The 14,324-nt window shown below is 46.9% G+C and carries 14 protein-coding genes; 12 read left to right on the forward strand and 2 right to left on the reverse strand.

The window, feature by feature from the left end:
* The first annotated feature begins 108 nt into the window (after positions 1 to 108).
* On the forward strand, positions 109 to 744 hold the full coding sequence (locus tag MKX68_RS12395) for a TVP38/TMEM64 family protein (RefSeq protein ID WP_340911886.1): 636 nt from the start codon (positions 109 to 111) through the stop codon (positions 742 to 744).
* A gap of 73 nt (positions 745 to 817) precedes the next feature.
* A complete protein-coding gene (locus MKX68_RS12400; RefSeq protein WP_340911888.1) occupies positions 818 to 1,879 on the forward strand; it encodes a DUF1835 domain-containing protein in 1,062 nt (353 codons plus the stop codon).
* 161 nt (positions 1,880 to 2,040) lie between these two features.
* Here the strand turns inward: MKX68_RS12400 and MKX68_RS12405 are convergent, their stop codons facing one another.
* Entirely contained in the window at positions 2,041 to 2,559 is a 519-nt protein-coding gene (locus MKX68_RS12405) for a cupin domain-containing protein (RefSeq protein WP_338589233.1), read from the reverse strand.
* A 152-nt stretch (positions 2,560 to 2,711) separates the two neighbouring features.
* On the opposite strand from MKX68_RS12405, the gene MKX68_RS12410 reads away from it, so the two are divergent.
* Positions 2,712 to 3,713 (forward strand): NAD-dependent epimerase/dehydratase family protein, encoded by a 1,002-nt coding sequence (locus MKX68_RS12410; RefSeq protein ID WP_338589230.1) that lies wholly within the window; start codon positions 2,712 to 2,714, stop codon positions 3,711 to 3,713.
* A 166-nt stretch (positions 3,714 to 3,879) separates the two neighbouring features.
* Here the strand turns inward: MKX68_RS12410 and MKX68_RS12415 are convergent, their stop codons facing one another.
* Complete coding sequence (locus tag MKX68_RS12415) at positions 3,880 to 4,056, reverse strand: CsbD family protein (protein ID WP_074092719.1); 177 nt, start codon at positions 4,054 to 4,056, stop codon at positions 3,880 to 3,882.
* A 190-nt stretch (positions 4,057 to 4,246) separates the two neighbouring features.
* On the opposite strand from MKX68_RS12415, the gene MKX68_RS12420 reads away from it, so the two are divergent.
* From MKX68_RS12420 to MKX68_RS12460, 9 genes are all read left to right on the forward strand, one after another.
* Entirely contained in the window at positions 4,247 to 5,179 is a 933-nt protein-coding gene (locus MKX68_RS12420) for a hypothetical protein (RefSeq protein ID WP_340911892.1), read from the forward strand.
* 37 nt (positions 5,180 to 5,216) lie between these two features.
* A complete protein-coding gene (locus MKX68_RS12425; protein WP_338589225.1) occupies positions 5,217 to 7,016 on the forward strand; it encodes an RNA polymerase sigma factor in 1,800 nt (599 codons plus the stop codon).
* Between the two features lie 681 nt (positions 7,017 to 7,697).
* A complete protein-coding gene (locus MKX68_RS12430) occupies positions 7,698 to 8,144 on the forward strand; it encodes a DUF1641 domain-containing protein (protein ID WP_017691658.1) in 447 nt (148 codons plus the stop codon).
* 24 nt (positions 8,145 to 8,168) lie between these two features.
* Complete coding sequence (locus tag MKX68_RS12435) at positions 8,169 to 9,350, forward strand: NAD(P)/FAD-dependent oxidoreductase (RefSeq protein ID WP_036606574.1); 1,182 nt, start codon at positions 8,169 to 8,171, stop codon at positions 9,348 to 9,350.
* A gap of 316 nt (positions 9,351 to 9,666) precedes the next feature.
* A complete protein-coding gene (locus MKX68_RS12440) occupies positions 9,667 to 10,311 on the forward strand; it encodes an SDR family oxidoreductase (protein ID WP_340911894.1) in 645 nt (214 codons plus the stop codon).
* A gap of 55 nt (positions 10,312 to 10,366) precedes the next feature.
* Positions 10,367 to 11,122: a response regulator transcription factor gene (locus MKX68_RS12445; protein WP_339311339.1), complete on the forward strand. Its 756-nt coding sequence runs from the start codon at positions 10,367 to 10,369 to the stop codon at positions 11,120 to 11,122.
* Entirely contained in the window at positions 11,119 to 12,495 is a 1,377-nt protein-coding gene (locus MKX68_RS12450) for a sensor histidine kinase (RefSeq protein ID WP_340911896.1), read from the forward strand. The genes MKX68_RS12445 and MKX68_RS12450 overlap by 4 nt, the downstream gene beginning before the upstream one ends.
* A 78-nt stretch (positions 12,496 to 12,573) precedes the next feature.
* Positions 12,574 to 13,374, forward strand: a complete 801-nt coding sequence (locus tag MKX68_RS12455) for a PepSY domain-containing protein (RefSeq protein WP_340911898.1) — start codon at positions 12,574 to 12,576, stop codon at positions 13,372 to 13,374.
* Between the two features lie 232 nt (positions 13,375 to 13,606).
* On the forward strand, positions 13,607 to 14,236 hold the full coding sequence (locus tag MKX68_RS12460) for a PepSY domain-containing protein (RefSeq protein WP_340911900.1): 630 nt from the start codon (positions 13,607 to 13,609) through the stop codon (positions 14,234 to 14,236).
* Positions 14,237 to 14,324: the final 88 nt, after the last annotated feature.

Here is a 14,324-nt window from a genome sequence, read left to right on the forward strand (position 1 = left end):
AAGCTTCATCATCCATATGAATGATGAAATGTATAGTGAACATCAAGCCTGAGAACTTAGACTGTATAGATTGGATGGATGCAGATGACCCCGGCAGCATTGGACATTATGTCATATATTACGGAAGAAAATATTCGTTTCTGGCTGGAGAAGTTTCGCTCCCTTGGCCCGTTACCGGGAATTTTGCTTACGTTTATGAAATCATTTGTGCCGCCGCTTCCAACGCTATTAATTGTAGGCGTGAACGGTGCGGTATATGGTCTGTGGGCAGGATTTATATATTCATGGATCGGCATGGTGCTCGGTTGTACCGTTACGTTCCTGATCGTACGGGAGATTGGGAAATCCGCTTTTGTGGAACGCTGGGCACGCAAACCCCGCGTGCAGCGCAGTATGGTATGGATTCGGAGGAACGCGTTCGGTTATGTTTTCCTGCTAAGTATCTTCCCGGTAGGTCCGTTTGTCATTATTAATGTGGCAGCAGGTATCGCACGAATGCGGTTGTTATCCTTCCTGCTTGCGGTGGGCTGTGGTAAAGCGATCATGATTTTCTCTGTTACGTATATCGGTTCCAATGTGGAACAATTTCTGGAGCACCCTGTACGCTGGGTAGGCGTATTGCTGTTTATTGCGATATCCCTGTGGGCAAGCCGCAAACTGGAGCGACACTTTACCCGTTCATCGTCAGATGGAGAAGATCTACATGATCTGAATCAACCCTCTGGAAAATCAATTTCCTCCTAGTTTCGGGGTACAGTGGTATATTTGTGTGGCATTTATGAATTAACTCGTGATGAACCTTTTAAGGGGGATCAGTATGATTGAAAATGTCTTTGACTTTGATAAAGAATTATATCGCATGAATGAAGAAGAGCTTCGTTCATTATTGCGTATGCTCTATCTTAGGGCGGACATGGCAGTCAGTCATCAGACAGAAGAACATTCAGTTCATTTTGCAGTGAGTGTACAGCGGATTTTTGAGGGGTTAGACGAGGAAAGGAATAGGAAGCAAGCTGAGCAGCAATTGCTTGATACACAGAAGCCGCGTGAAATTCATATAGCGATTGGTGAATCGCCGTTGGGTAGCGTTCCTGGACGCTTGGAGCGGCGTTTTTATTCTATGAATGACTACTATGCGATTGGCCCATTGGGAGATCTCACTGATAGGATAGTTCTACAACGTAGACACCTCTGGTTACTGGAGCGACTTTATTTGAGTGAACACGGAAATTACGCTATCAAAGGCGTAGATGAACTGATTCAATTAAATACCGTGATGAGTTCCATTGATGAAGAGACTAGAATTACCATTTGGTATGCTAATAACGCCCATGAGAAAACGGGTCTTCTGTATGCTATTCATTTGCTGCGTAACAGGAAGAGTCCTGTTTATCTGATCGAGACAAGTGAACTGTATCAGCAGTTATTCCATAACCCTGATATCGAGTATGATGTTTGGAGAACAGGAGAGATTGTTTCCGAGAAGTTGTTGGCCATGTGGAACCACTATGTAAATGCAGAGCCGGTGTCTTTAGAAGAGCGCAAGCAGATGGAGCAAGAGTGGGATTCTCTCTCTAAACAACGAGGCCTTCTGCGAATAATGAAGGATAGTAAGATCCATAGCGTGTCCGAGGACGGAATTGATGATTTCATTATGCAAAAGGTGAGAGACCTTACGTTAACCAGACAATCTGATGAATTTATAATATGTGCCCGTGTTGTAGGTGAAGTACTTGGATATTTAGAACAAACTGTGGGAGACGCATTTATTGAATATCGAATACGTCAACTTGTACTGCAGGGACGACTGGAGATGGAAGGTAGGCCACATGCGATGAGGTACTACAGTATCCGACTTGCGAGTACGGAGCTGAACTAAAAGTTGCTGGCGTGCGATAGATTAGAGATTAAAGAAAAACATATAGACTGTACTCCGGCATGATTCTCCTACTTGTCCGGGGAACAGTCTATTTTTCATCCTTTATTACTGAACCAACTTCGCTTGTGCATTGTCCAATCGTCTTTATGATCATCACTGTATTAAGATTTCTTCCCATTCCAGATTTCTAGTAGCGGTCCGTGCTGCCCATAGACGGGATCGGTATCTGGGATCGGAACCTTTCGAATTTCCTGAAGAGCCTTGGCACGATCGTCTTCCTCACCTGTGCGTGTGTTGTAACTCATGCCGCCCGGATAAGCACCGGCAATACGAAAATCCGTGCTGGACTCCAAACGTTTATGCCCTGTTCCAGCGGGAAGCACGACAACGTCGCCTGTCTGAAGGTAAACTTTCTGTCCATTTTCTCCGCCTAAAATCAGTTCCACGAATCCACTCACCACAGCAAGAGCCTCATGAGCATTACTATGATAATGATGATAATTGAACACACCATTCAACCAGCTATTCCCCCATCCATTACGGTTCAGCAACGATTCTGCATGAAGAGCCTCTTCAGCCCATACATTCTTATACAAAAGCACAGGCAGGGTCGGATGATTGGGAATTACACCGTCATCCTGAAGGAATAACGTCTCTATGTCCTTTTTCCGTTCATTCATCTCACATCACCTCACTATAAATTACCCTATAAACTCAAAGACGAACAAAAAACAATTGTAAAATGATACAAAATGTATCATTTTAAGGTTATACTCAGTACATATACTCTCTTCAATGCACTCGTTGTATAAATCGCAAGGGGGAATCGTGTGTGAACATTGTGATTACAGGGGCTTCTGGATTTGTGGGATTTAATCTTTCGCAGTATTTGGCGCAAAAGGGGCATCAAATTATCCTTCTGGATCGGGATGATTATTGTCAGAGGCTTGTTCACATTTCTCCTCTGCATGAGATGCCGTTCATCTGTTGTGACCTTGCATCGGACCGGATTCATCTGCCTCCAGGAACAGATTACATTATTCATCTGGCAGCCATGCCACACGTGGATTATTCGTATCATCAGCCAGGAGAAGTTTTCCGCAATAATACACTCAGCACACAGGCTATTCTGCAATATGCGACCGAACATCACATTCCAGTCTTGCTGGCTTCATCCGTTGAAGTGTATGGCGGTGATTGGGGCAGAGTCTATCACGAATCAGATCCGTATGCACCTGTCTCACCTTATTCCGCATCCAAAGTCGCGTGTGAAATGCTTGCTCACTCCTACGCTCAATGTTACCAGCTTCCAGTCAAACTCTTTCGTTTGACCAACCTCTATGGTCCATGGCAATTGCCAGACCGTATTATTCCCCGAAACTTCGGTCGAATGCTGGATGGACTGCCTCTTGATATCCAGGGATCGGCAGTACGTGATTTCTTGTATGTAGATGATGCCCTCCGTGCCATTGAACAGATCATGCTGAAAGGCAAAGATGGACAGGTCTATAACATATCGACAGGGCTTGGAACAACCATGCAGGAAATCGGGGAATTGTTGAAACCGATGGATCGATCTATAGCTGCTGTAGAGATCCGGGAGCAAGAACCAACCCAGTCCAGGGGGTCCAGTCTGGTCGTACATTCAGGGAGATTGCGAGCGGAATTGGGGTGGTTACCTCAAACCACTTTGGAAAAAGGATTGGAAAGAACCTTCCGTTGGTATCGGGAACATCCCGAATGGGTCAGACAGTTCAGTCGTGAATACCATACAACAAGGGAAACGCGCAGTTTCATTATCGATATGGCAAGATACGCAGTTCCAGCAGTATAGAACGCACAAAAAAAGCCAGGGAAGGGTGTATTGAGTAACACCTTCCTTGGCTTTTTTGCGCCTCCGTCTCATTTTCAGATTTCATCCGAACACGGACAGTTAGGCTAGTTCATAACGATCTATTGCACGAAATCATCGTGCTGTTGGACCTTCACATTAAAAGGATCTAGTGATGATCTTTTTTAATGTCGGCAATTTTATCCTGTACAGCACCTTTGGCTTTGTCTTTTTTACCCTCAGCCTGAAGGGATCTGTTGTTGGTTGCATTACCGATCTGATCCTTCACTTCGCCTTTGGCTTTATTTACGCCTGCTTTGATTTTATCGCCAGTTGAATTACTCATATCGAACATCTCCTTCGTTTCTGGTGTAGTCCTTATTAACCGGGATGTCCTTATTCTAAACGTTGCTATTGTGATGCAGGCAGAAATTGTTCTGGATATTCTGTCAGAAATGATCTGTACGAAGAGTCAGTATAAGTATAGGCATTGCTTAATCGCGTGCTTCATTAAAGGAATGAGAGGATGTTATGATATGAGCAATTATATTGGAAATGGTGCGTATTGCTACGCCAATTCAGCTTCAATGCTGCTGTCGTCCGTTGGAGAAAAGATAGATCCCGGTCTGCTTGAAACCATCGGTGGCTTTTCCCTGGGAGCTTTCTGCACGCAGGAAGACCTTCTATTTTTTGATGACTGTACATCTAGTCCTGATCAGGCGATTAGCAAAGCGATGAGCATTTTGGGATTTAGTGTGCGCGAAAGTGTGCAAGCACGGGGTACAGAGATGCCTGTTAATGAGCTAAGAGAGGCTTTGAAGCAGGGTCCTGTAATGATGGGTCCGCTGGATATGGGCAAACTCGTCTACAATCCCAACTCTCCCAACCTGGGTGGTTGCGATCATTATGTAGTGGCGCTCAATATGAAGGGTGATGAAATATGCCTGCATGACCCAGCCGGATTCCCCAATGTCTTCCTGACACTGGATAAACTTGAGGAAGCATGGAAGTCTGAATTCCCATGGAGTAGCGGTGTGTATCGACGATGGTGGAGTCCTGAACGCATTGAACATCCTGATCTGGAGGAGATTAACCGTCGGGCTTTTACTTGGTTCAAATCAACCCTTACAGAACAGACCCATGATATTGCTGCACAGGAAGGACGAACCGGAGCTTCAGCCATTCTGCATAAGGCGGAACAGGTTCGTGCTGGAGCAATCGATGATAATGAGTGGGCTCATTATGTGTATTTTGCTCTGCCAGTAGGCGCGCGTCGTGCCCATGATTATGGTTTGTTTTTTAAAACAATCCATCCTGACCTATCTGCTTTGAAATACGCACAATCCCGCCAATTCGGGGAATGCCAATCCCGTCTTGTCTCTCGGAACTGGGAGGCTGCTGCGACAATCATGGTGGCACTCGCGGAGACGGAAGCCATGATCGAAGCTTCTATTCTGAAGATGGAGTAATGAAAGTGGAGCGGCGTTATAAGAAAGGGAGATATACATGGATGGATTAACTAATAATCGCCATATCAGGCCAGGGGAAGATGAGATATTAGAGGATCGGCAAAATGAGCCGGATATCACGCTTATCCAACGAGCCCAAACGGGGGATACAGAGGCTTTTGGAGATTTGATTCACCGTCACCGTGGGCAATTGTTTCGTTATGTGCGAGCACTTACGTATGATTCTTATCTCGCAGAAGACATTTTACAGGATGGGCTTATTCGTGCGTTCATTCATATGGGACAGCTTCAGAATGCTGAGCGTTTTATGGCCTGGATGCAGCGTATTATACGTAATCAGGCGTACTCACATATGCAGCGCCAAAAGCAGCAGCGGGAACAACATTTTTCTTCGTTTTTTGCATTTGGATTTGGAGCCGATGATACCTCATGGAGCGATCAAGACTTACTCGACATGACGCTGAATCATCTTCTGAATGACTCAAATTGGAGATCGCAGGAGACAGGCTATGATCCGTATCAAGCTGTTGTTCAGCAGGAAATGAGGAACAATCTCCACAGGCTGTTGGGTTGTCTGAATGAAAGAGAACAACAGGTCTTCACATCATATTGGATGGAGCAGCTGTCACCGCAAGAAATGGCCTACAAATTCAATCTGACAATTGCCAATGTGTATCAAATTCTGTCCCGTTCACGTAAAAAAGTGTCTCAGTTTCATATTCATTTATCTGTAGAAGAAATGCTGGCAGAGTGGAATTCACTTGGGCAAAATCGAGTGACTCTGGAGGAGCCCCTTTCGTTTCGGGCTCCCCAAACCTGGAACTCGGCAGCAGCATCCATTCACGAGATGTTAGGTTATATCGGTCCATCTCCGTCTCTTCCCATGGTTATGGGGATGAGTGGACTTTCTTTTCGTCTGACCATCCTGCCTCAGGACATACATATCGCTGGACCTACCGCCTATAACTTCAAAGAGGTGCTTACAAGAGGATTGCAACATATGGGTTATCGTTCCCATGCGGTTGAGGCTTTGGCGAGCGAAGCGGGACTTAATGCCAATCTGGTCGATCCTTCGATGCTAGAGGAGAAAGCGAAGGGGAAAAGGTTGCTTAATCCAAGACTTGTTCAGGCCCTTTCCTTGATACGTTACTCCATTCATCGGGGAATTCCGGCCGTTGTGTGGGACCTGAATATTCCCGAATTCGGGTTGATCTATGGCTATGATGACGCAGCCCGGACCCTATACGGTACCGATTTCATTAAATCAGGAACAATTCCCTATGATCATGTAGGCCGGGGTGTGAATCAGGAAGTATTTGTGCTGGCAGCGGAATCAGATGGCATGATACGAGAAATGAACTTGCACGCGGCACTAACAGCTGTTTTGGCTCATTATCGTGGGGAGGACCCTTATACCTTGCCGAACACTGTCAGTGGTCTTGCTGTCTATGCAGTTTGGAGAGAAGCCCTAGAATATAGACGGGTAGAACCGAACGGTCACGCCTATAACATTGCGGTTTTGTGGGATGCAAGACGTTATGCAAGTGAGTTTTTCAAAGAACTTTCTCTACAGTGGGCGTCGACTGCCTGTTATTCCAGCTTGATTCCATTCTGTCTTCAGGCAGAAGAGTTATATCGAAACATGTCCCAAAAGTTAAATACACTCGCGGAACTATTTCCTTTTCCAGAAGGAGGACTGCCTGATGAGAAGCTTCATGCCGATCAGGCTATCTCGATACTTCTGGAAGTGGAGGAATTGGAGCGAGCCGCCGTCGTTGTAATAAAAGCGTTGCTTGAAGGAATGGCTCAGCATTCCCCAGGAATAGTTATGGGATGACCTGAATGATTCAATCGGGCGTATAGTAAAGCAAAATATCAGGAGGTATGACGATTCGTCAGGCCTTCTTGGTGTCTTTTTTGCTTTCATGCCAGAATAGGTTCATACTTGAACAAGAAATGATGTCATTTCAGGAATAAGGCTGTACCCCTAGCTGCATAATAACGACAGTGACCAATTTCGTTGCATGAAATTCATGATTTTGGAAAACAATTCCTGAATCATTAGTTGAAAAAATCCTTCCTTGTGTACATATCGCACATATGGTCATATGGGATCTTGTCTTCATACCACATGTGGTAGGATGACGGATCTGGGACAGGAGAATAATCGATTTTAATCCGACCGCAATGCTTGACAAAAAAATCGATTTTGCTACAATGTTCACAATATCTTCACAAGTGTAAAAAATTTCTTTTTCATGTTCATGTGTAAGAGGTGTAATATAAGGGTATAGAGTTCGGTTTCGGCCTGCTTGTCGTTTTGTGCGTCAACACATGTTGTCCGCAATAGATCCAAGATACAATGCATGATATGGGAGTGGCCATGAGCTACGCTCATCCTATTGTGTGAAATTTGGTACATTTAGATGTATTCGATGTATTTTGTGGTTCGGCTCTGCTTGACAGGCATCATGAAAGTCGCGGACTTCTATCCCAAAGTAAAGGAGGACTTTCTCTTATGTCACAATCGCCTACTCAACAAGAGGTGCCAGTTACAGAAGGTGCCAACGTTTCCGAGCGCCAGTCCTTGGACGTTCTGGATCAACTGATGAAGCCTGAGGTACAGGAGTCTTTAACCGTTCTGGTGGAGAACCTGCCTAAATTGGCTGAAATGGTTACTGCTATGACCAAAGCTTATGACTTTGCACAAAGTGTAGCAACAGACAAAGTTCTGATCAGCGACACAATGAGCGCAATGGGCGAGTTCGCTAAGCCTGTTGTAGACAAAGCTAAAGGTGTAGCTTCTGCTGCTATCGAAGCCAATGACCGTGCGCAAACAGAGCAAACTTCAGTTGGCTTGTTCGCTATGCTGAAAATGCTTAAAGATCCAAACGTACAACAATCGCTTCGTTTTGCTCAATCTTTCTTGAGCATCCTGAACGAGCGTCAACAACCGAAACGTTAAGACTTAGAAGAACGGAGGATGGATATGTCGAAGCAAATTTTGATCTTGGGTGGAGGATACGGCGGTCTGTTGACTGCATTGACTGCACGTCAATACTTGTCTCCGGAAGAAGCGACAATTACTGTCGTGAACCGTTACCCTACACACCAAATTATCACGGAACTGCACCGTCTTGCAGCGGGAAGCATTGCTGAACAAGCAGTTGCTCTTCCACTCGAAAAATTGCTGCGTGGCAAAAACGTGAACTTGAAAATCGATACGGTGGATACAATCAAGCCGGACGAGAAGAAAGTTCTGATGACCAGCGGCTCCACATACTCTTACGATGCACTTGTCGTTGCCTTGGGTAGCGAAACGGCATTCTTCGGAATTCCGGGATTGCAAGAGTACAGCTTCACGCTCAAATCGGTTAGCGATGCAAACCGTATTCGTGCACACGTTGAAGCACGTCTTGATGCTTACAAACAGTCCGGCAACAAAGCAGACGCTACGTTTGTTATTGGTGGCGGCGGCTTGACAGGTATTGAGCTTGTTGGCGAATTCGCTGACCTGCTTCCTGCAGTATGTCAAGAAAAAGGCATCGACTTCAAAGAAGTATCCCTGTACACAGTTGAAGCAGGTCCTTCCATCCTGGCAGGATTCCCGCCAGAGCTGGTTGAACGTGCTAAATCAAGTCTTGAGAAACGTGGCGTTAACTTCATCGTTGGCGTAGCGATTACCGAGATGAAAGAAAACGAAGTTCTGCTGAAAGACGGCAGCTCCATCCCTACGAACACACTCGTATGGACAGGTGGCGTACAAGGCAACGCTGTTGTTGCTAACAGCGGAATTGAAGTGGATCGTGGCCGCGCGAAAGTTACGGAAGTTCTGCAATCTACTTCACACAAAGACGTGTTTGTTGCTGGTGACAGCGCAGTGGTCTTCCCTAGCGAAGGCGCTCGCCCTTACCCTCCAACAGCACAATTGGCTTGGCAAATGGGTGAGACTATTGGTCACAACCTGGGCGTTATGTTCAAAGGTGGCGCAATGGAATCCTTCACACCAGTATTCTCCGGTACGCTGGGAAGTCTGGGTCGTAAAGATGCTGTCGGCATGATCGGTGGCAACCAGACTCGTCTGAAAGGTCTGCCTGCAACCATGATGAAAGAAGCAAGTAACATCCGTTACCTGGCTCATATTCACGGTTTGTTCGCACTGGCTTACTAATCTTCATGCCATTCAAGGGCGCCCTTTTGGGCGTCCTTTTTGGTTGTAACCATTACAAAGGAAAACAGATATTCAGATGGGAAAAAGGTATGGCAGAAGTGGTCAATGTGAGGTGGCGTATAAACCACCTAGGGTATATGGCATATTAATGGGACAACGGAAGAATTCACATTTCATAGAGGTACTGAACAGGCATGGACATGAAGCCGGCGCTTAGAAGCGCCGGCTTTCGTTTAAATTATAGGATGAGCATCTTTAAATAAAAGGAACGGGGAGCAACAACAAGCCATCCGTTCAACTGAGAGGAGAATGACGTATGAACGTTTTAGTTATAGGAGCAAATGGACAAATCGGCAAGTTTGTGGTGGAGCAGCTGGCACAGGAAGGCAAACATAAAGTAACGGCCATGATCCGCAAACCGGAGCAGGCGGATGTACTGAAGGAACTCGGTGCCGAAGTGGTAATTGGTGACCTGGAGGGTAGTGTAGAGGACTTGGCTGAGGCAATGAAGGATCATAATGCCATTGTATTTACGGCAGGTTCTGGCGGATCTACCGGTCAGGACAAAACACTGCTGATTGATCTCGACGGTGCGGTGAAAACGATGGAAGCCGCAGAGCAGCAAGGAATCTCCAGATATATTCTGGTCAGTGCGTATGGCGCAGATCAACGGGAGAAATGGTCAGAGTCCATCAAGCCTTATTACGTGGCGAAACATTATGCGGATCGTGCGTTGTTTGCAAGTGATCTCAATTACACGATTATACGTCCAGGTGGTCTCAAGAATGAACCGGGCACAGGCAAGATTGCAGTTGGAACCGATCTGGAGCCGGGAAGCATCCCGCGTGAAGATGTGGCCCGTGTCATCGTGGCTTCTTTGCAGGAAGAGAAGACGTACCGGATGGCCTTTGATCTGATTGCCGGGGAGCATCCGGTTGAAGATGCCTTGGGCAAATTGTAGATGTTATTGTAAGATAACGGGAGAATGAAATGATGGGGATGAGGGGGAGCGCTGCATGAACGAAGCCGTGCTGGTCATAGAGGATGAGCCCAAAATAGCACGTCTGCTGGAACTGGAACTACAGTATGAGGGCTATCAGGTAGGCAAGGCTGGTAGTGGAACAGAAGGACTGGAGAAGTATGCAGAAGGACAGTGGGATCTGATTCTGCTGGATGTGATGTTGCCTGGTCTGAGTGGCATTGAGGTGTTGCGTCGAGTTCGGGCCAAAGACGCTACAGTTCCGATCATTATGCTCACTGCCAAAGATTCGGTAGAAGACAAAGTATCTGGCCTGGATCTCGGAGCCAATGATTACATCACCAAGCCGTTCCAGATTGAAGAGCTGCTTGCCCGAGTTCGAGCTGCATTGCGGCTTAGTGCAGTGGCGTCGGTTGCTTCTTCCGCTTCTTCGTCTACACCTGCTGATACGGGGAATGACTCTTCTGGGCATCAGGATGAAGCTGAGGCGGGCTGGTTGACGGCTGCCGGGTTGAAACTGAATGAAGGTACGCGAGAGGTATCCCGAGATGGTGTGGCCATTGAGCTTACTCCACGTGAGTTCGACCTGCTCGTGTATCTGCTGCAGAATCAACGTCAGGTGCTCAGTCGTGACCAGATCGTGCAGGCCGTGTGGGGATACGATTATTATGGAGATACCAATGTGGTGGATGTGTACATCCGTTATGTGCGCAAAAAGGTGGATAACGGATTCACACCACCCTTAATACATACCGTACGGGGCGTAGGATACGTCCTGAAGGAACAGTTATGAGCCTGCGCAGTAAAATCTACGGGTATTCGTCTGTATTATTTGCTGTGCTGTTAATCGCGGTGAACCTGTCGGTCTACATCGTGTTTGAACGGATGTCCATTGATAACGAGGTTAATCGGGTGGAAGCGGAAGCGGAGTCTATTGTCAAAGGAGTGCGTCAGTCTGCCGGCTCCATTCCGCCGGATGACTTGTTGCGGGCCTACGCGCCTGTGAACGGCATGCTTCGGATCGTTAATGAAGACGGCACCAGTTCCCCGGTGACAACAACAGCAGCTTCCGAGCAGCTGAGCAAGCTACCTTATAAGTACGAAAGTGAGAAAAAATCGGAGTATACCCAAGTTGAACAGATTGGTTATGTGTGGGTATCAGTCCCGGTCATCTGGCCTGATGGCGAGGTGGTGAATGTACAGGTCACCGAGAGCATTGCAGAGACGGAGAATCGTCTGTCTGTACTGCGGACTGTGCTTGTGGCGGTCACGATTATTGCTCTCATTCCAGCCATTATCTCCAGCCGAATTCTGGCGAATCGAATGACCAGACCGATTCAGCAGATGACACGCACGATGACTGATATACAGTCCAGCGGCCAATTCAAGCGTCTTCCACTGGAGGAAGGGTCGAAGGATGAACTGAAAACGATGGGGCAAACGTTCAACCGGATGATGGATCTGCTCGAATCCAACTTTGAACGACAAGAACGGTTTGTATCCGATGCATCTCATGAGCTCAAAACACCGCTGACCATTATTGAAAGCTATGCCAGTCTGCTACAGCGGCGAGGGAAAGAGCGGCCCGAGGTATTTGATGAAGCGGTGGAAGCGATTCTGTCCGAATCGGTTCGCATGCGAGAGATGACCGAGCAACTGTTACTGCTCGCGAAGCAGCCAGAGCAGTGGAATGTACAGTTGGAGCGTGTGGATATTACGAGACTGGCAACAGACTCCACACGTGCGTTTCGCGAAGCCTATCACCGCGAAGTCCGGTGTGAAGATCCAGGTCCAATCTGGGCGATCAGCGATGAGAGCAAGCTGAAGCAGCTGTTGTTTATTTTGCTGGATAATGCTCGGAAGTATAGTGAAGATGCAATTGAAGTCAAGTTGGAAGCCAAGGGGCAAGAGTGCCGAATTCGGATCGTGGATACCGGAATTGGTATGCGGGAGGATGAGCTGGAGAAGGTATTTGATCGATTCTACCGGGTTGATCCGGCCAGAACACGCAGCTTAGGCGCGAGTGGTTCAGGTCTGGGATTGTCACTTGCCAAAGAGCTTGCAGGTGCAGTTGGAGCACGGATCGAACTGACCAGCACCGAGGGTGAAGGCACCGAGGCTTCGATTATTTTGCCTTTATCGGTTCAGAACGGGCCGCTCTCATGAAATTCTCATTCTTCTCTTATATACTGATAAGCATCAGATCAACTGGGGATGATAAGAGAGTGCATAGGGGGAAACGTGATGACAGAGCATGAGCAGCGACCACCGGAGATGAAACGGCATGAACAGGCGAACAGTGGATGGGCGAAATCGCGAAGATCACTTTGGTGGGGTGCAGGGCTTTTCGTTGTGCTGATTGTGGCAGTAGTTGCTTGGTGGAAGCCGTGGCAATCAACTGGTGTGGTACTTACGGCAGATGCGGCAGCCCAATCGGTACTGGATCAATATCCAGGGGAGATTGTGAATTCCACGTTGAAGGATGGGACGTATATCATGCAGCTCCGTTCGGAGACCGGCCTATATGATGTGCAAGTGGATGCCGTTACAGCTGCTGTGAATTCCATTAAACGGCTGGAGTCGAACCCACAAGCAGAAGAGAAGACGTTATGGAGCCGCGAGCAGATCAAGACGGCGTTGTTAAAACAACAAACAGATAACCAATTGGTCTCGCTTGAACTTGTGGAGCAGCAAGGCAGTCCGGTATACACCGCGGTGGTGAAGGCGAAGGATAACAGTCGTGAAGAACTCACGATTGATCCATACACGGGAGAGACGATAGCTTCCAAAACAATAGCAGCCCCGACAACTGAACCAACCAAGGATGATCCCAAACCTCAGTTTCTGAGCGAGAAACAAGCCAAGCAGAAGGCACTTGCGGAGGTCCCGGGAGAAGTGGACGACATCGAACTGCGTGGAACCAACAGTGGGAATCCATATTATCTGGTTGAAATTGATCTGGAGGATGGCCGAGAGGCTATTGTGCAGGTGAATGCCATCTCAGGAGCGATTCGTTCGGTGACTTGGGATGAGGACGAGGATTAACCTTTTGCAAAGAACCCATTAAATATAGTTATCGTGTTAAACTGCTTTAGAGAGATGATTCCTATTTTAGGGGTCATCTTTTTCAATTAGATGGACAATGAATACCTGTTAAATGAGCATTCTCTTCATTTTCTCATCAAATTCTAATCTAACTCTCGCTGATCTCTCATTCCTGCAGGTTATTCTATAAATGTAGACGAGAACGAAACAACAAACGAGGAGATGAATGATGATGATGAACAAACATAAACTTTGGATTGGTAGCTTGTCAGCAGCAGTATTACTTGGTGGATCAGCCGTAGCGGCTAGCGGGAATGTGAACGGACAATCGGTGCAAACTACACCAACGTCAACAACACAATCTGTAACACAGAATCAGAACAGCACAGGTAAAATGCTGAATGCATCACAAGCGAAAGCGTTGGCGTTAAAAGCAGCCGATGGTAAAGTGGATGACGTGGATCTGGAGCGTAGAAACGGCCAAACGTTCTATGAAGTTGAGATCGACAGAAAAGGAACCAATGATGTTGTCGTTCGTCTGGATGCTTATACAGGCAAAATTCTTGCGGTCGTGAATGATGAAGACTACGATGATGACGACGATTATAAAGGTACTGCAACAGGCAACACGTCTAATAACTCTGCTTCCAAGCAGGTCAAATTGACGGCATCCCAAGCTTCAAACATTGCGTTGAAACAAGTTACGGGTGGTAAAGTAACCAAAGTCGAGCTGGATCATGATGATGGTCGCTATGTGTATGAGATCGAACTGAGAACCGCTCAAGGTGAAGCAGATGTAGATATCGATGCCAACACAGGTAAAGTGTTATCGTTTGACCAGGATTTTGACGACCAAGATTAAGCGATAAGGGCGAGTATACGCCGATAAAACATCATATAAAAACCTGCCTATGAACAGCCGCACACAGCTAGAGATCGTTAAATCATGG

The sequence above is a fragment of the Paenibacillus sp. FSL M8-0212 genome, from assembly GCF_038004645.1.
Lineage (GTDB): Bacteria > Bacillota > Bacilli > Paenibacillales > Paenibacillaceae > Paenibacillus.